Source organism: Arthrobacter dokdonellae (assembly GCF_003268655.1).
Taxonomy (GTDB): Bacteria; Actinomycetota; Actinomycetes; order Actinomycetales; family Micrococcaceae; genus Specibacter; species Specibacter dokdonellae.
The window spans coordinates 647,974-671,551 of the sequence record NZ_CP029642.1 but is presented as its reverse complement, the minus strand read 5'-3'; the positions used below and the strand labels follow the sequence as shown (position 1 = coordinate 671,551).

Here is a 23,578-nt window from a genome sequence, read left to right as displayed (position 1 = left end):
TCAACACTAGCGAAACCCGGGCCACCGACATGCCAACCACGCCGCTTTCGCTACAGTTGAACTGCCCACACACGCTTGAAGGAGAAACGTTGCACCAGGAAATTCGGCAATGGTTCCGCCAGACGGCCCGGGAACTGCCATGGCGCGGCGACTGCCCGCCGTGGGGGATCCTGGTCAGCGAAATCATGCTGCAGCAGACCCCCGTGGTCCGCGTTCGGCCCGTCTGGGAAGAGTGGATGGCGCGCTGGCCCACACCTGCGGCGTTCGCCGCGGCCTCCCAGGCGGAGGTGCTGCGCGCATGGGGCCGGCTGGGCTACCCGCGCCGGGCGCTGAGGCTGCACGCTGCCGCCGCGCAAATTGTCCAGAGGCACGACGGCGCCGTGCCGGACACCTTTGACGAACTTTTGGCGCTGCCCGGCATTGGCACATACACGGCCGCCGCTGTGGCCGCGTTTGCTTTTGGCCGCCGGGAAACCGTGGTGGACACCAACATCCGTCGCGTCCATGCCCGGCTGGTCATTGGCCAGGCGCTGCCGGCACCGTCTCTGACCGCGGCGGAGATGGCCCTGGCTGCGGAACTACTGCCGGAAGATCCGGCAGAGTCCGTCGAGTGGAACGCCGGCGTCATGGAGCTGGGCGCCCTGGTGTGCACGGCCCGCAGTCCCAAGTGCGAACTCTGCCCGGTCACGGAGCAGTGCGCATGGGTGGCCGCCGGACAGCCCGAACCGGCCTACGTGCCCAAGGGCCAGCCCTGGGCGGGGACGGACCGCCAGGTGCGCGGGGCCGTCATGGCGGTGCTCAGGGCAGCGGACGCCCCCGTCCACCCGGAATTGTTCTGGGAAGCCCCGGTGGAATTGCTGGGAGGCGCCCACACGGATCATCCGCGCGAAGTCGCCGCAGCCTTGAACAGCCTGCACAGCCTCAACACCCACGCCCCGCAGCTGCAACGCGCCCTGGGCGGCCTCCTCACTGACGGTCTGGCCCAGCTCTCGGAGGACGGCTACCACCTCCCCCACTGACGGCGCGCAGTTTCAGCACGGCGGCGAGAGACGGGAGACCCGTGGCGCGACGCGCGGGGCGAGCCGGCCGACTGGGCCCCGGCCTCAGAAACTCAGAGCTCGCCGAAACCGTTTTCCACTTCCGTCCGCACCAGGTCCACCGCGCGTTGGGCGTCGGGGCCGGTGGCGGTGACATGCAGCTCGGTGCCCTGGCCGGCGCCGAGTGCCATGAGCAGGAATACCGACTGCCCGTCGGCGCCGTTGATGTCAATGTCCACATCCATGGCACCGAGGGCGCCGGCCAGCGTCGCGGCCGGCCGCGCATGGAGGCCGATCGGGTTGATCAGGGTCAGCATCGCCGTGACCGCGCCCTCGGGCGACGCCTGCGCCGTGGGCGTTGCTCCCGCTGGCAGTCCGACCGCTGGGTCTCTCCCCGCTGGGGCGCCTCCAACGGCACCGCCGGCAGCATCGGCGCCCGCTGCCCCGCCGGCAGGGTCGAGCGCGGTTTCGGCAGCCTTTTTCACCACTGCCAGTCCGGCCCCGGACTGGGCGGCGACGGCCGCCGCGACGGCGCCTTCAACGAGGGGCGCGTTGGCCAGGACGACGTTCTCCGGGTCGCCCATGAATTCCAGCGCCGATTCGGCCGTCATGACTGCGGAGCCCAAATCCGTCAGCACCACCACGCCGTCGCCGCCGTCCGCCTTTTCCAGCGCGGACATGACCTTCTCCAGGGAGGTTCCAATGCCGCCGTCGTCCGTGCCGCCGGCCGGGACCAGCACCACGTCCCGCGCCATCTGGGCCGCCAGTTCGGCGACGCCGGCGGCCAGCTGGGCACTGTGGGACACAATGACCAGCCCCACGCTCATGAGGCCGACCCGGCCGGCGCCGACCCGCCCGCAGCCGACCCTGCCGATGCCGCCGCGGCGTCGGCCGCCGCACGCAGGATCAGCGCCGACGACGCGGCGCCGGGGTCCCGGTGCCCGATGGCCCGCTCCCCCAGATAGCTTGCCCGGCCCTTGCGCGCTATGAGCGGGTCGGTCGCGATGGCGCCGGCCTCCGCAGCGTCGGCCGCTGCCGCCAGCACGACGGCGGGCCCGCCATCGGCAGCAGCTTCGGCGGCGGCGGCTTCAACCGCCGGGGTCCATGCGTCGATCATGGTCTTCTCGCCCGAGGCGGCCTTTCCGCGTGCCACCACGCCGTCCCGTGCCGCAGTCAGTGCCGCAACCAGCATGGAGGCGTCCAGCGCGGTGGCATCGCCCACGGCGGTGCCTGCACGCAGGAATGCGGTGCCGTAAAGGGGCCCGGCGGCTCCGCCCACCTTTGACATGAGCGTCATGGCCGCCATCTTGAACGCCGCCCCGGGCGTGGCAGGGGTCTCCTGGTCGAGCTTGGCCACAATGGCGGTGAAACCGCGGTCCAAGTTCTCGCCGTGGTCCCCGTCGCCGATGGCGCGGTCCAGCTCAATCAACGCCACACGGTTTTCCGACACCACGGCCGCGCTGCGCCGCAGCCAGTCGATGGCCCACGCCGCGTCCAGCACCTGTCCGGAGCCGTTGCCGGAGCCCGTCACTTACATCCCCCATCGCAGTGCCGGCGTGTGGACGGGCGCGTCCCACAGAGACGTCATTTCCTGGTCCAGGCGCAGCACCGAAATGGAACAGCCCTGCATTTCCAGTGCCGTGATGTAGTTGCCCACCAGCGAGCGCTCCACCACCAGCCCGGCCCCCTCAAGCACCTTCACCGCATGCCGGTACACGATGTAGAGCTCGCTGGCAGGGGTGCCGCCCATCCCGTTGACAAACAGCAGGACCTTCTCCCCCGGGGCGGGCTTGAGGTCCGCCAGAATGGGCTCCAGCAGCCTGTCCGTGATCCCGTCGGCGTTCTCCATCGGGATCCTGTGCCGGCCGGGCTCCCCGTGGATGCCAATGCCAATTTCAATCTCGTCCTCGCCCAGCTCAAAGCTCGGCACGCCCGCGTGCGGCACCGTGCAGGCTGACAGGGCCACGCCCATGGTGCGCACATTGTCGTTGACCCGCTGGCCGATGGCGGCGACGGCGTCGAGCCCGTCGCCCCTCTCGGCCGCGGCGCCGGCAATCTTCTCCACCAGCACCGTGCCACCCACGCCGCGCCGCCCGGCCGTGTACAGCGAGTCCTCGACGGCGACATCGTCGTTCACCAACACCGTGCGGACCTCGACGCCCTCCGCCTGGGCCATCTCGGCGGCCGTCTCAAAGTTCAGCACGTCCCCGGTGTAGTTCTTCACGATGTGGACGACGCCGGCACCGGAGTCCGCTGCGAGTGTCGCCGGAATGATGGCGTCGGGCGTGGGTGAGGTGAAAACCGCGCCGGGGACGGCGGCGTCGAGCATGCCGAAGCCAACGTAGCCGGCGTGGAGGGGTTCGTGGCCGCTGCCGCCGCCGGAAAGCAGCCCCACCTTGCCGGACTTGGCCTCCTTGCGGGAAACAAACAGCGGATCGGGATGGACCGTGACCAGGTCTGCATGCGCCAGGCCGAATCCCTCCACCGATTCATCCACAACAGCCTTGGGATCATTGATGAGCTTTTTCAAGACGGCACCCTCCAGATCGAACAGCGAGCATAATTGGGTGGCGGCCGCCGCCTTGGCGCGCGTGCCGCCTTCCTTGAACACTACCCGGCCCGCTTGCCGCGTGGTAGGGGTGGCCGGCGCCGCGCGGTTTGGCCCGGATCAGAGCGTGCGGATCATCCGGGTGTTGCCCAGCGTGTTCGGCTTGACGCGCGCCAGGTCCAGGAACTCGGCAATGCCTTCATCCGCGGAGCGCAGCAGTTCCATGTACACGGCCGGGTCCACGACGCTCTGGTCCGCCATGACCTCAAAACGGTGGCGGAGGAAAAAGTCCACCTCAAACGTCAGGCAGAACACGCGGCCGACGCCGACCCGGCGGGCGTGCTCCAGCAGCCGCTCCACCAGGGCATGGCCCACGCCCCTGCCCCGCCACGCGCCGGCGGTGGCCAGGGTGCGGATTTCAGCAAGGTCCTCCCACATGACGTGAAGGGCCCCGCAGCCCACAATGACGCCGTCGATCTCGGCAACGATGAATTCCTGGATGGATTCGTAATAGGTGACCGATTCCTTGGAGATCAGGATTCGCTGCTCCGCCAGGGGCGCCACCAGGTCCTTGATGGCCTGGACGTCGGAGGTCCGGGCCGGCCGGAGGGCAATGTCAAGGGCGGTGGTTTCGGCAGTCACCGCTTCAGTCTACGACGGCGGGCGTCCCGGCACGGTCCCCGGCACCCTCCGGAGGCCCTGCTTCCCAAGGCCCTGCTTCTTAAGGCACGGCTTAAAGCACGACGCCGGTGACCTGCCCCGGGAGGGGGGTCGCCGGCGTCGAACATCAATTACGCGGAAGCGGTGATGGCGTCCGGGATCTTCGGCCTGGCTGTGCCCACAAAGGTGAACTTTGCCTCGTCGCCCTCGCCTTCCACGTCCACCGCGATGATGTCGCCGGACTTGATCTCCCCAAAGAGGATCTTCTCGGAAAGGTGGTCCTCGATCTCGCGCTGGATGGTGCGTCGCAGGGGCCGGGCACCCATGGCGGGGTCGTAGCCGCGGGTGGCCAACAGGACCTTGGCCGCGGGCGTGAGCTCAATGCCCATGCCCTTGTCCGCCAGGCGTCCCTCGAGTCGTGCCACCATGAGGTCAACGATCTCGATGATCTCGTCCTGGGTCAGCTGCGGGAACACCACCACGTCGTCAACGCGGTTGAGGAACTCGGGGCGGAAGTGCTGCTTGAGCTCTTCCGTCACCCGTGCACGCATCCGGTTGTAGCCGGTCTGGGTGTCCGAGCCGGACTGGAAGCCGGTGGCCACGGACTTGGAGATGTCACGTGTGCCCAGGTTGGTGGTCATGATGATGATGGTGTTCTTGAAGTCCACCACCCGGCCCTGGCTGTCCGTCAGGCGGCCGTCCTCGAGGATCTGCAGCAGCGAGTTGAACAGGTCCGCGTGGGCCTTTTCAACCTCGTCGAAGAGGACCACGGAGAACGGGCGGCGGCGCACCTTCTCGGTCAGCTGCCCGCCTTCTTCGTAGCCCACGTAGCCGGGAGGGGCGCCAAACAGGCGGGACACCGTGTGCTTCTCCGAATACTCGGACATGTCCAGCGTGATCAGGGCGTCTTCATCGCCGAACAGGAACTCGGCAAGGGCCTTGGCCAGCTCGGTCTTGCCAACGCCGGTGGGGCCGGCGAAGATGAACGAGCCGCCCGGGCGTTTGGGGTCCTTCAGGCCGGACCGCGTGCGGCGGATGGCCTGGGAGATCGACTTGATGGCCTCGTTCTGGCCGATCACGCGCTTGTGGATCTCGTCTTCCATCTTCAGCAGGCGCGTGGACTCGGCCTCGGTCAGCTTGAACACGGGGATGCCGGTGGAGTTGGCCAGGACCTCAGCGATGAGTTCCTCATCGACCTCGGAGATGTCATCCAGGCCGCCGGACTTCCACTGGCGTTCCTTTTCGGCGCGGGCGCTGATGAGCTTCTGTTCGTCGTCGCGCAGGGACGCGGCACGTTCGAAGTCCTGGGCGTCGATGGCGTCTTCCTTGCGCTTCTTCACGGCCGCGATCTCGCCGTCCATGGCCTTGAGCTCCGGCGGCGCCGTCATGCGGCGGATGCGCAGGCGGGCCCCGGCCTCGTCGATCAGGTCGATGGCCTTGTCCGGCAGGAAGCGGTCGCTGATGTACCGGTCCGCAAGGGTGGCGGCCGCCGTCAGCGCGTCGTCGGTGATGGACACGCGGTGGTGGGCCTCGTAGCGGTCGCGCAGGCCCTTGAGGATTTCAATGGTCAGCGGCACGGACGGTTCCTGCACCTGGATGGGCTGGAAGCGGCGCTCCAGCGCGGCGTCCTTCTCAATGTGCTTGCGGTATTCATCGAGCGTGGTGGCGCCGATGGTCTGCAGTTCGCCGCGTGCCAGCATGGGCTTGAGGATGGAGGCCGCGTCGATGGCGCCCTCGGCCGCACCGGCGCCGACCAGTGTGTGGATCTCGTCGATGAAGAGGATGATGTCCCCGCGCGTGCGGATTTCCTTCAGGACCTTCTTCAGGCGTTCCTCGAAGTCGCCGCGGTAGCGGGAGCCGGCCACCAGCGAGCCCAGGTCAAGCGTGTACAGCTGCTTGTCCTTGATGGTCTCCGGCACGTCGCCGCGCACAATCGCCTGGGCCAGGCCTTCGACGACGGCCGTCTTGCCGACGCCCGGCTCGCCGATGAGGACCGGGTTGTTTTTCGTTCGTCGGGAGAGGACCTGCATGACGCGTTCCATCTCATGCTCGCGCCCGATGACGGGGTCGAGCTTGTTTTCCCGGGCGGCCTGTGTCAGGTTCCGGCCAAACTGGTCCAGCACCACGGACCCCGCCGGGGTGCCTTCCTGCTGCTGGCCGCCGCTGGCCACGGGTTCCTTGCCCTGGTAGCCGGAGAGCAGCTGGATGACCTGCTGGCGCACGCGGCCCAGATCGGCGCCGAGCTTCACCAGCACCTGCGCGGCCACGCCTTCGCCCTCGCGGATCAGTCCCAGGAGGATGTGCTCGGTGCCGATGTAGTTGTGGCCCAGCTGCAGGGCCTCACGCAGCGAGAGCTCCAGCACCTTCTTGGCACGCGGAGTGAACGGGATGTGCCCGCTGGGGGCCTGCTGCCCCTGCCCAATGATCTCCTGGACCTGCTCCCGGACACCGTCCAGGGAGATGTTCAAGGACTCCAGGGCCTTGGCGGCAACACCTTCACCCTCGTGGATGAGGCCGAGCAGGATATGCTCCGTGCCGATGTAATTGTGGTTGAGCATGCGGGCCTCTTCTTGGGCCAGCACGACAACGCGTCGGGCTCGATCAGTGAATCGCTCAAACATTTCGCCACACTCCTTTTACTGCGTACTTTGATGCTACGCAGTGCCGGGCGGCCGTGGGGGCTTGTTCGCCACAGGGGAAATAAGAACCCCTTGCCCGCTGTCGCGCGGAGCCTTCTTAAAGCACGGAGCCTTCTTAAAGCGCGACGGCGGGGCGCCCGGTTGGGAGCCCCGCCGCCGTTCCGGCACGTCGCGCCTGGTAAAAATCAGCCTTAGGCGCCCTGCGCCGCGTAATAGGCGTTGCGGACTTCGGCCTGGATGCGGCCGCGTTCGTGCACTTCGTAGCCGTTGTCCTTGGCCCAGCTGCGAATTTCAGCGACGTCGCTCTTTGATTTGGACGCCGCTGCCGGTCCGCGGCCGCGGGCTGCGCGCCCGCCGGCACGCCGGCCCACCGCAATGTACTTTGCCAGGGCTGTGCGCAATTCCTCCGCATTGTGCGCCGAAAGATCTATCTCGTAGCTAACGCCGTCGAGGCCAAACGTGATGTTTTCATCGGCGGGGCTTTGGTCCAGGTCATCGACAAGCGTTACATGAATCTTCTGTGCCATGGGTGATTATCGCCTCACATATATTTGAAGTATCCGTCACTAACAAATTATGCTGCGTAAATCACGCGGCGTCAAAGAATGCCGTTCAGGAATTTTTTGACGGGAGATCGCCGTTGTGCTCAGCCTCGCGCTCGGCTTGCGCCAAAGCCTCGCGTTCCGACCTGTCGGCATTGAATATCGCCTTCATCGCGAAGTAAAAAAGCACGCCGACGCCCAATGAGGGCACGATAACTGCAATATATTCCATAACCTTGCCGCTTCTACTCTGGTTTCATCAGGGGAAAGAGGATGGCCTCGCGGATTCCCACGCCGGTAAAGAGCATGACCAGCCGGTCGATGCCCAGGCCGAGACCGCCCATGGGCGGCGCGCCATATTCCAGGGCGCGCAGGAAGTCTTCATCCAGCTGCATGGCCTCCGGATCCCCGGAGGCGGCTGCCAGCGACTGCTTGGTCAGCCGCTCGCGCTGGATGACCGGGTCAATAAGTTCGGAAAAGGCCGTGCCGGTTTCCTTGCCGTCAATGACCAGGTCCCACGCCTCGATAAGGCCCGGCTTGTCCCGGTGCGGGCGGGCCAGCGGCTGGGCCGAGGGCGGGTAATCGCAGACGAACGTGGGCTGGATGAGCGTCGGCTCGACAATTTCGCCAAACAATTCAACAACGAGCTTTTCAGCGTCCCAGCCGGCATCAACTTTGACCTCGTGGGCGGCGGCGATGGCACGCAATTCGCCGGCCGTGGTTTCGGGCGTAATTGTCTGCCCCACCGCGTCGCCCAGGCCTTGGTAAACAGGCAGCCAGGGCCATTCGCCGTCGAGGTTGATTTGCCCGCGCTCCGTCTCAATGGTGCGGGAGCCCACGGCGTCGGCGGCGGCGAGAATGATTCGCTGCATGATTTTGGCCATGCTGAATTGGTCGCCGTAGGCCTCATAGGCCTCCAGCATGGTGAATTCCGGGCTGTGGGTTGAATCGACGCCTTCATTCCGGAATATGCGGCCCAGCTCAAACACTTTATCCATGCCACCCACCACCGCGCGCTTTAAGTAAAGCTCAATGGCAATGCGCAGCGTCATCGGCTGGTCAAAGGCGTTCAAGTGGGTGTGGAACGGGCGGGCGGCGGCGCCGCCGTGGATGAGCTGGAGGATGGGGGTCTCCAGCTCGAGGTAGTCCTCGCCGTGGAGGGTGTCGCGGATGGCCTTGACAATGGCCGAGCGCTTCCGGACCTGATCGCGCGCGGCGTCGCGGACAATCAGGTCCACGTAGCGCTGGCGCACCCGCATTTCCTCCGAGAGTTCCGCGTGCAGCACGGGCAGCGGGCGCAGGGCCTTGGACGCCATCCGCCACGAATCCGCCATGACTGACAGCTCGCCGCGCTTGGAGCTGATGACCTCCCCGTGCACAAAGACGTGGTCGCCCAGGTCAACCAGCGACTTCCAGTCGGCCAGGGCGTCCTCGCCCACGTTGGCCAGCGAGAGCATGGCCTGCAGGCGCGTTCCGGCCCCCGACTGCAGCGTGGCGAAGCACAGTTTGCCGGTGTTGCGGACAAAAACCACGCGGCCGGTCACCCCGACGTGTTCGCCGGTACTGGTGTCCGGAGCAAGCTCCGGGAACTTCTCGCGGATTTCCTCCAGCGTGTGGGTCCGGCCCACACCAACCGGGTAGGCCTGGTCACCGCGTTCGAGCAATTTCGCGCGCTTTTCCAAACGCACAAGCATTTGCTCGGAGACGTCGCTGGGCTCGAGGGTCACGGTATTTTCTGCGCTCACAGTTGACCAGTTTAGTTGGTGAATCTGAATGAACCCTCCGCACCCGGCGTGAAGACCGTGGAAGCGGCCCGGCGCCGCCTACGCCCCGCCGGGCCGGACTGCGGCACCCTCCACCGTTGATCCCCGGACCACCAGCGCGCTTCGCAGGGTGACCCGGTGTCCGGCAGGGTCCTCCCCCGCCAGTTCCGCGCCATCCAGGAGGCGCAGCAGCTGTCGTCCGGCCGTCCGGCCCAGTTCGGCCGCGGGGAGCCGGACGGTGGTCAGGCCCGGACTGGAGCTTTCGGAGTAGGGCAGGTCGTCGAAGCCGGTCACGGCCAGCTGCCCCGGCACCGCCAGGCGGGCCACCCGGGCCTCCTGCAATACGCCGTAGGCGTGGGTGTCGGTGCTGCACACCACCGCGGTGACTCCCCGGCGCTGCCACTGCGGCCAGGCCGCGGCAAAGGCGTCGGCCGCAGCGCCGACGTCGATGGTGGTGCGGGCCTGCCCCACCACGTCCATCCCACGACTGAGGGCCTGGCGGCAAAAGGCCTCCCGGCGGACCCGAAACGTGTCCGTGCCGGTGGTCCCGTCAAGGTAGGCGAGCGTGGTGTGGCCCAAGTCCGCCAAATGGTCCGCAAGTTGGATGGCCCCCCCGGCGACGTCCAGGTCAACCGAGGGGACATCGCTCTCCACGCCCGCCGTGTCGAGCAGGACCATGGGCCCGGCCGCCGGCAGCCCGGCCAGGAACCCCGCGCTTGGCGCGTCCACCAGCAGCCCGGCAGGCCGGAGGGACAGCAGGTTCCGCACCAAGGCGGCACTGGGCATCTGCCCGGCCTCGGTGACGGAGATGAGTAGCTGAAAGGAGGCGCCAATCTCGGTCCGGACGCCGTCGACCACCTTGGCAAAGAACGGGTTGGAGACGTCCGGCGCGACCAGGATCACAATGTTGCTGCGCCCGCGGGCCAGCGAGCTGCCGAGTCCGTCCACCACATATCCAAGCTCCCTGACCGCGCGGTCCACCTTGGCGATGTTCTCGACCGAGACCCTTCCGGCCGTCTTCCCGCTGGTCACCAGCGAGACAGTCGCCGTCGACACCCCGGCCCGCGCGGCAACCATGGCGGCCGTGACGCGGGCCGGCCGTGCGCCGTCGGACGGGGGCTGTGTGGCGGGGTGCATGAATCGATGGTACCGGGGAACGGCGGGGCGGCCCGGCAGGTCGTACGTCAAGCGCTTGACGAACATCACGTTAAGCGTTTGACGTGCTTCCTGTCTTGGTGCCACACTTGATTTTTGTAAGCCCGCATTCCCCGGGAACACCGCTTAGACCCGCCCCAAAGACGTGGAGAGAAATTGAACGCGACCCTGCCCCACCAGCCGGCCGGCGCCCCGGCGCGGAAGATCATCCTGGACTGCGACCCGGGCCACGACGACGCAGTGGCACTGCTGCTGGCCCACGGCAGCCCGGACATCGACCTGCTGGCCGTGACCACGGTCGTGGGCAACCAGACCCTGGACAAGGTCACGCGCAACGCGCTGGCCGTCGGCACCATCGCCGGCATCACCGGCGTACCGTTCGCGGCCGGCTGCGACCGTCCACTGGTGCGCAACATTGAAACCGCGCCGGACATCCACGGCGACAGCGGCATGGACGGCCCCGACCAGCCCGAGTCCACGATCGAGCTCGACCCGCGCCACGCCGTCGACCTCATCATTGACACCGTCATGGCCCACGAGCCGGGCACGGTGACGCTGGTCCCCACGGCCGGGCTGACCAACATTGCCATGGCCGCGCGCAAGGAGCCCGGGATCGTCGAACGCGTGAAGGAAGTTGTCCTCATGGGCGGCGGCTACCACGTGGGCAACTGGAGCGCCGTGGCCGAATTCAACATCATCATCGACCCCGAGGCCGCCCACATCGTGTTCAACGCGGGCTGGCCAGTGGTCATGGTGGGCCTGGACCTCACGCACCAGGCACTGGCCACCCCCGAGGTGGTGGCCCGGATCGAAGCCGTGGGCACCAAGCCGGCCAAGTTCGTCATGGAGCTGATGGAGTTCTTTACCAAGACCTACAAGGACGCGCAGGGCTTCGACTACCCGCCCGTCCACGACCCCTGCGCCGTGGCCTACGTCATCGACCCGACAGTCATGACCACCCGCAAGGTGCCCGTGGACATCGAGCTCACCGGTTCCCTGACCCTTGGCATGACCGTGGCCGATTTCCGCGCCCCGGCCCCCGCCGACTGCAAGACCTCCGTGGCCGTCGACCTGGACCACAAGAAGTTCTGGGACCTGGTCACCGACGCACTGGTGCGGATCGGCGAGGTGGACGCATGAGCTACGCCCCCGCCAAGAACGGCATGCCCACCAGGCGCGGCAATGTCACCGCCCTGATGGTGGCGCTGCTGACCGCCTGTGTGGCATTTCAGCTCAACGCCTCCATGCTCAGCCCCGCCCTGGTCACCATGGGCGAGGAACTGCACACCAACCAGGCGGCCATCGGGTTGTCCCAGACCTGGTTCTTCACCGCCGCCGCCGTGTTCTCCCTGTTCCTGCCGCGCCTCAGCGACATCATCGGCCGCAAGAAGGTGCTCATCGGCATGATGGCCCTGATGGGGATCGGTTCCGTCGTCTCGGCCATGGCCCCGGACATCACCTGGCTGTTTGTCGGGCGCATCATCCAGGGCGTGTCCGGGCCCACGGTTCCGCTGTGCCTGATCATGCTGCGCTCCGCGGTCAAGGAGCCGAAGAAATACGGCGCCCTGATGGGCCTGATCACCGCGGTCAACGGCGGAATCGCCGGCATCGACTCGTTTGTGGGCGGCTACTTCGCCGAGCATTTTGGCTTCCGCAGCATCTTCTGGCTCATGGTGGCCATCGCGGCCGTCGCCACGCTGCTGCTGTTCGTGCTGGCCGGGGAAAGCAAGCCCGGCGAGGGCACCAGGATGGACTGGCTGGGCGTGTTCTTCATCGTCATCGCCGTCGGCGCGCTGCTCACGGCGCTCAACGAGGCCACGAAGCTGGTGGGCGGCATCACCGCCGGCCCGCTCCTGACCTCACTGGCCCTGGCCGTCGTCGCCGTTGCCGCGTTCATGGCGTTCTGGGCCGTGGAGAAGCGGTCACGGCAGCCCATGGTGGAAATTGTGCATCTGCGCCAGCGCTCCACCTGGGCTCCCCTGCTGACCACGACACTGACCATGACGGGCATTTTCGCCGTCATCAACGGCATTGTGCCCGCCTACGTCCAGGCCGCGGATCCCGGCTTCAACATCGGCGCCACCGAGATGAGCCTGCTGATCCTGACCCCCTACGCCTTGCTGGGCTGGATTTTCGGGCCGATCACCGGCCGCCTGGCGCCCGTGCTCGGCTACACGAAGATGCTGCGGATCGGTCTGGCGGGCAGCGTCTCGGCCCTCGCCGTCATCGGCTTCCTGGGCCTGCACAGCCTGCCCCTGATGATCACCGGCACCATCTTGCTGGGCGTCATGTACGCCGGTACGGTGAACATCATGCTTAACGGCCTTGGCGTGGTGCTCTCCCCCGAAGGAAACCCCGGCTTTCTGCCCGGCATGAACGCCGGAGCCTTCAACCTCGGCGCCGGGCTGAGCTTCCTGGTCCTGCCGGCCATTCTGGTCGCCACGGCGCCGCTGGGCGGACAGGGTTCCTATCTGACCGTCGTCGTGGTGGCACTTGCCATCACCGTAGCCGCCTTCGCCACCTCCCTGCTGGTGCCCAAGCCCGTTGACGCGGAGGTCGCCGAGTGACCGGCTCCAGGATTGTGGTGGCGGGATCGCTCAACGCCGACCTCACCATTTACTGCGAACGCCTGCCCCGTCCCGGCGAGACGCTGCACGGCAGCGGCTTCGCCGTGAACCCGGGCGGCAAGAGCGCCAACCAGGCCGTGGCCGCCGGCAGGCTGGGCGGCCGTGTCACGCTGATCGGCGCCGTGGGCCGGGACGCCAACGGCGACATGCTGGTGGCTTCCACCGCGGGCGCCGGCGTGGACGTCAGCCACGTGCGGCGCGTGGACGGGCCCACCGGCGTCGCCGTCATCTCCGTGGAGGACAGCGGGGAAAACAGCATCATCATCTCCGCCGGCGCCAACGGCACGCTGTCCCCCGAGGCGATGGACCCGGCCCTGTTCGACGGCGCCGGCGTCGTGTGCCTTTGCCTGGAAGTGCCGCTGGAAACCGTGCGGGCCGCCGCGCAGGCCGGGCACGACGCCGGGGCAACGGTCCTGCTGAACCTCTCCCCTTACGCCCCGGTCGGGGACGGGCTGGCCCGGCTCACCGACGTGCTGCTGGTCAACGCGCACGAGGCCTCCCAGTTTCTGGACGGGCTCGCCATGCCCGCGGCCGACGCCCCTGTGTCTGACTGGCTGGCGGCCGCCGGGCAGTTTGGCGGCCGCGGCCTGGACAAGGTCCTTGTGACGCTGGGCGCGGCCGGTTCCGTGGTGCTGGATGCGGCCAATGCGGCCGAACCGGTGGTGTGCATTGCCCCGACGCGCGTGGACGCCGTGGACACCACCGGCGCGGGGGATGCCTTCACCGGCGCCGTCGCGGCGCGGCTGGCCGCCGGCGATGCCCTGGCCGATGCCGCCCGCTACGCCTCGGTGGCGGCGGCGCTGGCCGCCACCAAAAAGGGCACCCAGGCCGCGTACCCGTCCGCCGAGGAAGTGTCCGCGGCGGTGGCCGCCGGGACCCCGGATGACGGAACGGAGAATTGATCCCGATATATCGACCTCAAATGTCCGTTTCATCATCCTGCGTGGGCCCAAGGCGCCCCGCTACCCGAGCGTGACGTTGTCGATGAGGCGGACGGGGCCGACCCGGGCGGCGATAAGTGCCAGTGCGCGGCCGGTGAAGGGAGTGTCCTGGCAGTTTTCGGCCCGGACCACCAGCGTGTCCGGGTCCACGACCTCCAGATAGTCCAGTTCCACGCCGCGCGTCATGCGCACCAGTTCCTCGGCCGAGGGGATGTCCAGGGGCTCGTGCGCGTCGGCACGCCTGCGCAGCAGCCGCAGCGCGCGGGAAAGCACCAGGGCGGCGTTGCGTTCCTCGGCTGACAGGAAGCGGTTCCGGCTGGAGAGGGCCAAGCCGTCGCCGTCGCGCACAATGGGCACGGGCACAATGTCCACGGGGAAATTCAGGTCCGCCACCATGCGCCGCACCAGGGCCAGCTGCTGGGCGTCCTTTTGGCCGAAGTAGGCGCGGTAGGACTGGCGCCCGGCTTCGTCCGCCGGAGCCAGTCCGGTGTCCGGACGGCCCGCGTGGAGGAGCTTGGCCACCACCGTCAGGGCGCCGTCAAAGTGCCCGGGCCGGGACGCGCCCTCGTACAGTTCCCCCAGTTTCCCGGCCGTGACCCGCACGGCAGGTTCCCCGTCCGGATACATCTCCTGAACCGGAGGGGCAAACATGATGTCCACGCCGACGGCGTCGAGCACGGCCAGGTCGGCCTCCGCGGTGCGCGGGTAGCGCTCCAGGTCCACGGGGTCGCCGAACTGCAGCGGATTGACAAAGACACTGGCCACCACGACGTCGTTCGCCGCCACGGCGGCCTTGGCCAGTTCGGCGTGGCCAGGGTGGAGCGCGCCCATGGTCGGCACCAGTCCCAGCGTCCCGCCGCTGGTGGCGCCGCCTCGGGCCGCCAGCAGACTGGCGCTGCGTGCCTTCAGTTCGGCAATGGTGGAAACGACGGTGATGCCCATGTCGATCTCTTTCATCGGTTGTTTGCGGCAAGTGTTTACGGCACGTTGATTGAATCGGGCCCCGGCGCCCCGGGCCGGGGACGGCGGGGAAGGGTCAGCCGCCCGGCCCGGTGGAGGGCCCGGAGTCGTCCGCGGTCAGGGCGGCCTGGACGCCCAGGAACGACTCGGCGGACAGCAGCCCGCGGCGTGCCGCCCGGGCGGCCGTGGCGGAGGAGAGTGCCACGTAGGCGTCGAGGATGTCGGCGGACCCGGTGTCCAGGGCGTGTTCGCGGAGGGCCTGCGTATGCGCGGCGACGGTGCCGGAATCGCCCCGCGCCACCGGCCCGGTCAGCGCCGATTCCCCCGACGCCAGGGCATTCTCCAGCGCGGCGCGCAACAGCGGGCCGAGCACCTGGTTGGGGGCCTCCACCCCGATGTCGCCGAGGACCTGCGCTGCCTGGGCCACGATGGTGACCAGGTGGTTGGCCGAATGCGCCAGCGATGCGTGGTACAGGACGCGGTCGGCCTCGGCAATGACCACCGGCTCCGCTCCCATCTCCACGACCAGCGCCTGGGCGATGGGCAGCATGGCCGGCTCCGCCGTGATGCCAAAGCAGCAGTCGGCCAGGCGCGCGAGGTCCAGGGTCATGCCGGTGAACGTCATGGCCGGGTGCAGTGCCAGGGGAATGGCGCCGGCCGCCTTGGCCGGCGCCAGCACGCCGGTGCCATACCTGCCGGAGGTATGCGCCACTAGCTGCCCGGTCTGCCACGCGCCGGTCGCCGCCAGCCCGGAGACCAGCCCGGGCAGGGAATCGTCCGGCACGGCGAGCAGGACCAGCTCCGAGCGCTCCACGATGTCCGCGATCTCCAGCACCGGCACCCCGGGCAGCAGCAGCTCCGCCCGTTCCAGGGACGCCTCCGAGACGCCGGAAACCCCGACGACGGCGTGCCCCGCCGCGCGCAGGGCGGCCCCCAGCACGGCGCCGACCTTGCCGGCGCCGATGATTCCAATGCCAAGGCGGCCGGGCTTAATTGGCATGGTCGTTCTCCTGCGCGTTGTCCAACTGATGCCGGGAACGGCCGCCGGCCGGACCGGGGTTTCCGTAGGCGGCGTCAGGGAGGCCGAGGCCGCCCGCGGCCGATTGGCCGGAAAGCCGCCGAGGGAACTCCGGTCCGCCGGCGGGACCGGGGTTTCCGTAGGCGGCGTCAGGGAGGCCGAGGCCGCCCGCGGCCGATTGGCCGGAAAGCCGCCGAGGGAACTCCGGGCTGCCGGGGGCTCCCGGGGGCTGCGCCACGGGCGCCAGCCAATGTTCGGAGCTGTGGATGCGGCGGGCCGTGGCGGCACGGGCGGCCTGTTCATCGAAAAGGCGGCGTCCGGCGGCGAGCGCCACGTGGTGCACCAGCGGCTTGACGGGGCCCGCGGTGGAGTGGAGTTCAAAATCCACCAGGCCCAGGGCCGCCATGAGGGGTCCCTGGCGCAGGCTCAGCGACTGGGTCCGCTCGTGCGGCACCACCTCGAGGCGCCGGAAGACCACCCCGTGGCGGCACAGCAGGGCCGTGGAGGTGGCCCGGTAGGCGTTGTAGCGCCACGCGAGCGGGTCGATCCACCGCGCGGACCGCGGCGAGTGGACAAAGCCGTGCCGGTTCCCGGGGCCGCGCAGGCCGGCGGCGAAGACGTCGAAGGGGTTGTCCACGCCGGGGTCCGGGAACACCAGGGCCAGCACCGCCATGACCTCCTCCATCGTGCCGGCGGGCAGCAGCACGGTCCGGTTGCCGTGGTCGGAGCGGTCGGTCCCGTAACCGGCGACGTTGACGTGGACCCGGTACCAGCCGAAGGGCCGCCAGACGGGACCCTGGCTGATGCCCACCGCCTGGACGCGGCCGGGCGGTATGGTCTGCGCCCGGGTCTCGAGCATGCCGTAGTGGAGGCGGACGCCGTCGGGCGAGAGCGCCACGCGGAAGTTGAAGTCGCCCGTGATGGCCTTCCAGTAGGACGCGCCGAGGCCGATGAAGATGGGGATAAAGCCGACGAACACCCCGATTTCCCCGCTCCAGACGGACAGGGACACGGCCCCGGCCAAGCCCAGCACGGTCACGATGCTGAGGCTGCTGAAAACGGTGGCGCCGATGATCCGTCCGGGCCCCAGCGCCAGCACGTGCCGTTCGGGCGCCTCGGTGACCTGGTCCGGCTGCTCCGGGTCCACGGCGACGCCGGCCGCGCGGGCCAGGATGGCGGCGCGGAGCCGCTTGGCCTCGTCAAGCTTGAGGAAGGAGAGCCGGAACGCAGACTTCCCGCCGTCGGCCACGTCAAATTTCAGTTCGGCCAGCCCAAACGCGCGGGCCAGCAGCGGCTGGACGACGTCGATGGACTGGACCCGGTCGATCCGGGCGCGGCGCTGCTGGCGGAAGATGATGCCCGAGTTGATGTGGACGTGGTCGTCGGTCACCTGATAGCGGGTGAAGCGCCACGACAGGAAGAAGCCGGTGCCGAAGACGACGACGGCGGCCCCTACCACGGCGGCGATGACCGCGGGCGGCGCGCCGGTGGAAAGCCCTGAACTTCCCGGCCTTCCCGTGAACAGGGAATCGAGGGCGTTGCGGCCAAAAATGAACAGCACGGCCGCCACGGCCACCCATCCGCGCACCAGCGGCGAGACGGGGTGGACGCGGTGCCAGGTCGCGGGGCTGTCGGTGTGGAAGGTGCCGGCGGGGGTGGTCCCGGTCACAGCCCCGCCAGTTTCGCCTCACCGCGGGCGGAGAGCTGTTCGCGGAGCCGTGCGGCCTCGGCCGCCGGCACGCCGAAAAGGACCGCGTTGGTCCCCGGGGAGGCCGTGTGAAGGTGGACGCTGCTCAGGCCCAGCGCCCGCTCCAGCGGGCCCATGGTGACGTCCACATACTGCATGCGCCCGTAGGGAACCACCATGATGCGGTGGAACATGATGCCGTGGCGGATCAGCAGGTCGTCGTTGCGTTCGGCATAGCCGATGGCACGCACCTGGCGCGGCACCAGGGCCAGCACCCACAACACCAGGGCCAGGACGGCGGCCGGCAGTCCCCAGGCCAGCCATGCCGGGTATGCGTCCCACACGCCGGCCAGCGTGAGGATCAGCGGGAGCGAGAAAATGGCCACAAGGACCAGCCCGCCGAGGCCGCGCTCGATCAGCCGCAAGGTGGTGAGCCTGTCCGAGACCCGCCGGAACGCCACACCCTCGGGATCGATGGCACTGGCGTGGGCGGGCGGGACCGGCGCGGGCGGGACCGCGACGGCGGGCGCAGCCGCGCTGGCCTGGCCTGCCGGGCCCGATTGCCTAGGCAAATTCTTCCTTCCCGCGGCCTTCGGGCTTTTCGCGCGGCGGCGCTGCGGAGTCGGTGTCTTCGGGCGGCAGCTTGCAGAAGCGTTCCACCACCAGGCCGACCACGATCATGACGATGCCTCCGCCGCCCAGGGCAGCGATGTTCCAGATGGGGCCCAGGTCCCCGCGCAGGGGGATCGTGTCCAGCTGGTCCACCAGGATGCCCAGGTGCCAGCCGAGCAGCACGGCGCCGGCGAAGGCGCAGGCTTGGGCCAGGACCAGGGTGCGGGCGGCCACCAGGGGGTCCAGGACGCGGTCGCGGTGCCCGTCGCGCCAGTGGCGGACCTTGAACCCCAGGATCAGGCAGACAACCACGATCAGGCCCATGGTCGCCAGTGAGCTGAAGGGCAGCACGGGAAGCGGCAGGCTGGCGCGCGAGGTGAGCTCCGTGGTGGTCCAGCCGGCCACGCCCAGGACTACCGTTGCCACCACCAGCCATGCAGGCCGGATGGTCCGCATTGTGCTCCTCATTTGTGCCTCACCCGTTTCTCGCTCCGTGTGCTTTCCTCAACCGTACAGTTTATTCCGCACGACGGCGCGGGGCATGCGCCCGGCAGATTTACACCGGCTGGCCGTCGCCACCCAGGGGCTCCAGCTCGGCGTGCCCAAGGCCGGGCATGTCCGCCGCCGCGGCGGCAAGTTCCGCTACGGAACGGCCGTCCAAGGTCGCGCCGGGGTCCATGAGCGCCCACGGGTACAGCACGAACGCCCGTTCGGCCGCCCGGGGGTGCGGCAGGGTCAGTTCCGGGTCCCTGCTGTGCACGTCCCCGTAGCTGATGATGTCAATGTCCAGGGTGCGGGGGCCCCAGCGCACCTTCCGCTCCCGGTGGTGCGCACTTTCGACGGCGTGGCAGTGCGCGAGCAGTTCCAGCGGTTCCAGCGTGGTGTCCACGGCGATCACCATGTTCAAGAAGTCCGGCTGCCCCTCGGGGCCGCCCACGGGCTTGGTGGACACCACGGGCGACACGTCGACGAGGCGCACCTCGGGGCGGTCCACCAGGTCGCCGACCGCGGCGGAGAGCGTGCCCTGGCGCTCGCCAAGGTTGCTGCCGAGGGCCAGGACCGCGCGCGTCAGGGCGCGGGCGGCTGTCATGCACGGCTCCGGAAGACGTTGATTCCCACATCGCCAAACGGGACCTGGATGGGCGCCTTGGGCTTGTGGACGGTGACTTCCACGGCCTCCACGGCCGTGAACCCGGCCAGGATCGCCTCGGCGGTGCGCACCGCCAGCGTCTCAATCAAGTCGAACGACTTGCCCCGGATGAGCCCGGCAATGGTCTCGGCCACGGCACCGTAGTCGGCGGTCTTCGTGAGGTCGTCCGCAGCGGCGGCGGCGGATACGTCCGTGTGCAGGACGGCGTCCACAACGAACGGCTGGCCGTCCCGTTTTTCATGCCCAAAAACTCCGTGGTAGCCAATGGCGGTGATGCCCGTCAGCGTGATGGTGTCCAGCCGGCTCACAGGGCGGCCCGTACGGGTTCCGGCTGCGCCTGGGCGGCCTGCGACGGCTCGGCGTGTGCCTGCCCCGCCCGCGCCGGCTGTCCCTGCTCCGTGAGGCGGGCCTCGCGGTTCCGCCTGCCCACCAGCATCCGGGCGGCGACCTTTGCGGCGTCGACGCTCGCGCCGACGTCGTGCACGCGGACCCCCCAGATGCCCTGGGCTGCGGCCAGCGCGGTGGTGGCGGAGGTCGCGTCGTCGCGCTCCTTGGGCGCCGCGGCCTTGCCGGCGGTGGTCAGCAGCGAGCCGAGGAAGCGCTTGCGGGAGGTGCCGACCAGGACCCTGTTGCCCAGCTCGGCCACGCGGTCCAGGTTGGCCAGCAGCTCCCAGTTTTGCTCGGCGTTCTTGGAAAAGCCGATCCCCGGGTCCAGGATGAGCTTCTCCGGCGCGACCCCGGCGGCGTAGAAGCGTTCCCGGACCTCGGCGAGCTCGCGCACCACGTCCTCGACGACGTCGTGGTACTGCGTCAGCGTGTCCATGGAGCGGGAGTCGCCGCGGCTGTGCATGAGCACATACGGGACCTGGCGCTCGGCGATCAGCGCGATCATGTCCGGGTGGACATGCGTGCCGGAGACGTCGTTGATCAGGCCGGCGCCGGCGTCGAGTGCCAGGGCCGCGGTGGAGGCGTGGCGGGTGTCGACGCTGACCAGGGCGCCCGCCTTGGTCAGGGCCTCGATCACCGGCATGATGCGCCGTTGTTCCTCGGCCGCGGCCACGTCCTCGGCTCCGGGGCGCGTTGATTCGCCGCCGACGTCGATGATGTCCGCGCCACCGTAAAACATGCGCAGCCCGTGGGAGATGGCCGTGTCCAAGGAGTTGTACTCCCCGCCGTCGCTGAAGGAGTCCGGGGTGCAGTTCAGGATGCCCATGACCACGGTGCGGTCGGAGGGCAGGCGGTCAAACGATGCCATGGCGGTGCGTGCACGGAGAACGGGCAGGGGCGAGGTGGCCGGGCCCGTGCCCGGGGCGGCTGCGAGGGAATCCATAGGGTGTTACCTTCCGAGAATCAGGCTCATGGCCTCGGCCCGGGTTGCGGGCTCGTGGAGCAGGCCGCGGACCGCGCTGGTGACGGTCTTGGCCCCTGGTTTACGCACGCCCCGCATGGACATGCACATGTGTTCACATTCAATGACGACAATGGCGCCACGTGGCTTGAGGTGTTGCACCAGCGAGTCCGCGATCTGGCTGGTCAGGCGTTCCTGGACCTGCGGTCGTCTGGCATAGATGTCCACCAGCCGGGCCAGCTTGCTCAGCCCGGTCACCCGCCCGTCCGACGACGGAATGTAGCCGACGTGGGCGCTGCCGTGGAACGGCACCAGGTGGTGCTCGCAGGTGGAGTAGAACGGGATGTCCTTGACCAGCACCATCTCCTCGTGGGAGATGTCAAAGGTGGTGCCCAGGACCTCCCCTGGATCCTGGTGCAGGCCCGCAAACATTTCGGCGTAGGCCTTGGCAACACGTTTGGGCGTGTCCACCAGGCCGCTGCGGCCGGGGTCCTCCCCGACCGCCAGCAGGATTTCGCGGACCGCCGCCTCAATGCGCGGCAGGTCCATGCTCCCGCCGTAGCCGTCGGAGGTTGCTCCCGGCCCGGCACCCGGGGTGCCGGGCGCTGCGGAGTCCGGTTCGTCGTCGAAATTGGTCACGGGTGAGATCTTATCCGCAATCAGCGCCGGCCGGGCAGCTGCTCGCCGTCGCCCTTGCCCAAATCGATGCCCGGCATGCGGCCCGGCGCGTCCACGTCACCCTGCAGATGGGCGCCGGCCAGCTGCTCCTGCGGGGACAGCGAATCCGGTGCCGGTTCGCCGGCGGCCAGGGCGTCGCGGCGCTCCTTGTCCGTGATCACAGGGGGCACGTCGGAGACCGGCCGGGTGGCCTTGGACAGCCACACCTCGCGCTGGACGGGCCGGCGGAGGTCGGAGAAGATCGCGGCGATTTCGGCCTGGTTCAGCGTCTCGCGCTCCAACAGTTCCAGGGCCAGCCGGTCCAGGACGTCCCGGTTCTCAATCAGGACCTCGTACGCGTCGTCGTGGGCCCGGTCGATGAGCTTGCGGACCTCGTCGTCGATGACCGCGGCGACCGACTCGGAATAGTCGCGGTCGTGGCCGGCGCTGGCGCCCAGGAACGGCTCTCCGCCCCCCGTGCCCAGCTTGACCGCGCCAATGCGCTCGCTCATGCCGTACTGCGTGACCATGGCGCGGGCGGTGCCGGTGGCCTTCTCGATGTCGTTGGAGGCGCCGGTGGAGGGGTCGTGGAACACGATTTCCTCCGCCACGCGTCCGCCCATGGCGTAGGCCATGTTGTCCAGCAGCTCGTTGCGGGTGATCGAGTATTTGTCGTCCTCGGGGACCACCATCGTGTAGCCCAGGGCGCGCCCGCGGGGCAGGATGGTGATCTTGGTGACGGGGGCCGTGTTGTGCATGGCCGCCGCCACCAGCGCGTGGCCGCCTTCGTGGTAGGCGGTGATCTTGCGCTCGAGTTCCTTCATGACGCGCGTGCGTTTCTGCGGCCCGGCCATGACGCGGTCGATCGACTCGTCCAGGGCCCGGTCGTCGATGAGCTGGGCGTTGGATCGGGCCGTCAGGAGGGCCGCCTCGTTCAGGACGTTGGCCAGGTCCGCGCCGGTGTAACCTGGCGTCTTTTTTGCCACGGCGTTAAGGTCGACGCCGGGCGCCATCGGCTTGCCCTTGGCGTGGACCTTCAGGATCTGCTCGCGGCCCAGGCGGTCCGGTGCCTCCACGGGAATCTGCCGGTCGAAGCGTCCCGGGCGCAGCAGTGCGGGGTCCAGGACATCGGGGCGGTTGGTGGCGGCGATGAGGATGACGTTGGTCTTGACGTCAAAGCCGTCCATTTCGACGAGCAGCTGGTTGAGGGTCTGCTCACGTTCGTCGTTGCCTCCGCCAATGCCGGCGCCGCGGTGGCGGCCCACGGCGTCGATCTCGTCGACAAAGATGATGGCCGGGGAGTTGGTCTTGGCCTGTTCGAAGAGGTCGCGGACACGGGAGGCGCCCACGCCGACGAACATTTCCACAAAGTCCGAGCCCGAGATCGAATAGAACGGCACCCCGGATTCACCGGCCACGGCGCGCGCCAGCAGGGTCTTGCCCGTCCCGGGAGGACCGTAGAGCAGCACGCCCTTGGGGATCTTCGCGCCCACCGCGGCAAACTTGCCCGGGTCCTGCAGGAATTCCTTGATTTCGTGAAGTTCCTCCACGGCCTCGTCGGCACCGGCCACGTCGTTGAACGTGACCTGCGGGTGGTCCTTGGTGATGAGCTTGGCCTTGGACTTGCCGAACTGCATGACCTTGGAACCACCGCCCTGCATGCGGGAGAACAGGAACCAGAAGATCAGCCCGATCAGGACAAAGGGGATGAGCAGCGAGAGGATGCTGGACCAGAAGTTGTTCGAGGCCGGCTGGTCGTCAAAGGACTTCAGTCCCGCGTTGTCGATGGCATCCACGAGCGTCGAGGCACGGTAGGCGCCGTAGTAGAACTGCACGTCCTTGCCGGCCTTGGTGCCGCTGTCGGTGGTGTAGTCGTTCTTCAGCACCATGTCCACACGGCCCTCGGACCCAAAGACCTTGGCGGAGACCACCTGGTCGTTCTTGAGCAGTGTCAGGGCCTCGGAGGTGTCGATCTTGCTCTGTCCGCCCCCGGTCAGCGTGGCCAGGGCAGCGCCGATGAGCACCACCACCACAATGATCCAGATGAAGGGACCCTTGAAGAGTTTCTTGACATTCATGTGTTCTGAGGCTGCGCCCCGTCCCTCCCGCTCAACCAATGTGTGTAAAGACTTTCAAGCACGGCCACATTCCCGCGCTACAAGCATTACACCGTTCGTATGTCAACACGCACGGGAGCGCTTATTAGTTCCCTCTGGGCATAAAGAATTGCGGAG

The 23,578-nt window shown here is 68.4% G+C and carries 23 protein-coding genes; 4 read left to right on the top strand and 19 right to left on the bottom strand.

Translation table 11 applies throughout. From position 1 onward, the window contains the following. Positions 1-29: 29 nt before the first annotated feature. Positions 30-1,019, top strand: a complete 990-nt coding sequence (locus DMB86_RS03035) for an HhH-GPD family protein (protein ID WP_113716491.1) — start codon at positions 30-32, stop codon at positions 1,017-1,019. A gap of 92 nt (positions 1,020-1,111) precedes the next feature. Here the strand turns inward: DMB86_RS03035 and dhaM are convergent, their stop codons facing one another. The 9 genes from dhaM to DMB86_RS02995 form a co-directional block, all read right to left on the bottom strand. After that, the gene (gene dhaM / locus DMB86_RS03030; protein WP_113716490.1) at positions 1,112-1,864 is read right to left on the bottom strand and encodes a dihydroxyacetone kinase phosphoryl donor subunit DhaM; all 753 of its coding nucleotides are present in this window, start codon (positions 1,862-1,864) and stop codon (positions 1,112-1,114) included. After that, positions 1,861-2,568, bottom strand: coding sequence for a dihydroxyacetone kinase subunit DhaL (gene dhaL, locus DMB86_RS03025; RefSeq protein WP_227878567.1), 708 nt, complete (start codon positions 2,566-2,568; stop codon positions 1,861-1,863). Before dhaL ends, dhaM begins: the two co-directional genes overlap by 4 nt. Further along, positions 2,569-3,567: a dihydroxyacetone kinase subunit DhaK gene (gene dhaK / locus DMB86_RS03020; protein ID WP_113719302.1), complete on the bottom strand. Its 999-nt coding sequence runs from the start codon at positions 3,565-3,567 to the stop codon at positions 2,569-2,571. It abuts the gene before it with no gap. A gap of 138 nt (positions 3,568-3,705) precedes the next feature. Further along, on the bottom strand, positions 3,706-4,227 hold the full coding sequence (locus DMB86_RS03015) for an amino-acid N-acetyltransferase (RefSeq protein ID WP_227878566.1): 522 nt from the start codon (positions 4,225-4,227) through the stop codon (positions 3,706-3,708). A 149-nt stretch (positions 4,228-4,376) separates the two neighbouring features. After that, on the bottom strand, positions 4,377-6,866 hold the full coding sequence (locus DMB86_RS03010) for an ATP-dependent Clp protease ATP-binding subunit (protein WP_113716489.1): 2,490 nt from the start codon (positions 6,864-6,866) through the stop codon (positions 4,377-4,379). A 209-nt stretch (positions 6,867-7,075) separates the two neighbouring features. Further along, positions 7,076-7,411, bottom strand: a complete 336-nt coding sequence (locus DMB86_RS03005; protein WP_113716488.1) for a histone-like nucleoid-structuring protein Lsr2 — start codon at positions 7,409-7,411, stop codon at positions 7,076-7,078. 85 nt (positions 7,412-7,496) lie between these two features. Continuing rightward, a complete protein-coding gene (locus DMB86_RS20485) occupies positions 7,497-7,658 on the bottom strand; it encodes a hypothetical protein (RefSeq protein ID WP_171814345.1) in 162 nt (53 codons plus the stop codon). Positions 7,659-7,671: 13 nt separating this feature from the next. Continuing rightward, entirely contained in the window at positions 7,672-9,120 is a 1,449-nt protein-coding gene (lysS, locus tag DMB86_RS03000) for a lysine--tRNA ligase (RefSeq protein WP_113719300.1), read from the bottom strand. Positions 9,121-9,249: 129 nt separating this feature from the next. Continuing rightward, positions 9,250-10,266 (bottom strand): LacI family DNA-binding transcriptional regulator, encoded by a 1,017-nt coding sequence (locus tag DMB86_RS02995; protein WP_113719299.1) that lies wholly within the window; start codon positions 10,264-10,266, stop codon positions 9,250-9,252. 234 nt (positions 10,267-10,500) lie between these two features. On the opposite strand from DMB86_RS02995, the gene uriH reads away from it, so the two are divergent. The 3 genes from uriH to DMB86_RS02980 are packed head-to-tail and all read left to right on the top strand — an operon-like array spanning position 10,501 to position 13,873. Further along, positions 10,501-11,484, top strand: a complete 984-nt coding sequence (gene uriH / locus DMB86_RS02990; RefSeq protein ID WP_227878565.1) for a uridine-preferring nucleoside hydrolase UriH — start codon at positions 10,501-10,503, stop codon at positions 11,482-11,484. Next, complete coding sequence (gene uriT / locus DMB86_RS02985; protein ID WP_227878564.1) at positions 11,481-12,911, top strand: uridine transporter UriT; 1,431 nt, start codon at positions 11,481-11,483, stop codon at positions 12,909-12,911. Before uriH ends, uriT begins: the two co-directional genes overlap by 4 nt. Continuing rightward, complete coding sequence (locus tag DMB86_RS02980; RefSeq protein ID WP_113716487.1) at positions 12,908-13,873, top strand: ribokinase; 966 nt, start codon at positions 12,908-12,910, stop codon at positions 13,871-13,873. Before uriT ends, DMB86_RS02980 begins: the two co-directional genes overlap by 4 nt. A gap of 60 nt (positions 13,874-13,933) precedes the next feature. Here the strand turns inward: DMB86_RS02980 and panC are convergent, their stop codons facing one another. The 10 genes from panC to ftsH all read right to left on the bottom strand — a co-directional run bounded on the left by panC (position 13,934) and on the right by ftsH (position 23,422). Then, positions 13,934-14,854: a pantoate--beta-alanine ligase gene (panC, locus tag DMB86_RS02975; RefSeq protein WP_113716486.1), complete on the bottom strand. Its 921-nt coding sequence runs from the start codon at positions 14,852-14,854 to the stop codon at positions 13,934-13,936. 94 nt (positions 14,855-14,948) lie between these two features. Next, positions 14,949-15,872: a Rossmann-like and DUF2520 domain-containing protein gene (locus tag DMB86_RS02970; protein WP_113716485.1), complete on the bottom strand. Its 924-nt coding sequence runs from the start codon at positions 15,870-15,872 to the stop codon at positions 14,949-14,951. Then, positions 15,862-17,559 carry a PH domain-containing protein gene (locus tag DMB86_RS02965; RefSeq protein WP_113716484.1) on the bottom strand — a complete coding sequence of 566 codons (1,698 nt, stop codon included), beginning with the start codon at positions 17,557-17,559 and terminating at the stop codon, positions 15,862-15,864. The genes DMB86_RS02970 and DMB86_RS02965 overlap by 11 nt, the downstream gene beginning before the upstream one ends. Further along, entirely contained in the window at positions 17,556-18,053 is a 498-nt protein-coding gene (locus tag DMB86_RS02960) for a PH domain-containing protein (protein WP_171814577.1), read from the bottom strand. Before DMB86_RS02960 ends, DMB86_RS02965 begins: the two co-directional genes overlap by 4 nt. 88 nt (positions 18,054-18,141) lie before the next feature. After that, positions 18,142-18,645 (bottom strand): DUF3180 domain-containing protein, encoded by a 504-nt coding sequence (locus DMB86_RS02955; protein ID WP_113716482.1) that lies wholly within the window; start codon positions 18,643-18,645, stop codon positions 18,142-18,144. 100 nt (positions 18,646-18,745) lie between these two features. Then, on the bottom strand, positions 18,746-19,279 hold the full coding sequence (gene folK, locus DMB86_RS02950; protein WP_113716481.1) for a 2-amino-4-hydroxy-6-hydroxymethyldihydropteridine diphosphokinase: 534 nt from the start codon (positions 19,277-19,279) through the stop codon (positions 18,746-18,748). After that, positions 19,276-19,638, bottom strand: coding sequence for a dihydroneopterin aldolase (folB, locus tag DMB86_RS02945; RefSeq protein WP_113719296.1), 363 nt, complete (start codon positions 19,636-19,638; stop codon positions 19,276-19,278). The genes folK and folB overlap by 4 nt, the downstream gene beginning before the upstream one ends. Positions 19,639-19,643: 5 nt before the next feature. Next, positions 19,644-20,669 (bottom strand): dihydropteroate synthase, encoded by a 1,026-nt coding sequence (gene folP / locus DMB86_RS02940; RefSeq protein WP_113716480.1) that lies wholly within the window; start codon positions 20,667-20,669, stop codon positions 19,644-19,646. Positions 20,670-20,675: 6 nt separating this feature from the next. Then, on the bottom strand, positions 20,676-21,236 hold the full coding sequence (gene folE / locus DMB86_RS02935) for a GTP cyclohydrolase I FolE (protein WP_113719295.1): 561 nt from the start codon (positions 21,234-21,236) through the stop codon (positions 20,676-20,678). A gap of 110 nt (positions 21,237-21,346) precedes the next feature. Then, positions 21,347-23,422 carry an ATP-dependent zinc metalloprotease FtsH gene (gene ftsH / locus DMB86_RS02930; protein WP_113716479.1) on the bottom strand — a complete coding sequence of 692 codons (2,076 nt, stop codon included), beginning with the start codon at positions 23,420-23,422 and terminating at the stop codon, positions 21,347-21,349. Positions 23,423-23,578 lie beyond the last annotated feature (156 nt).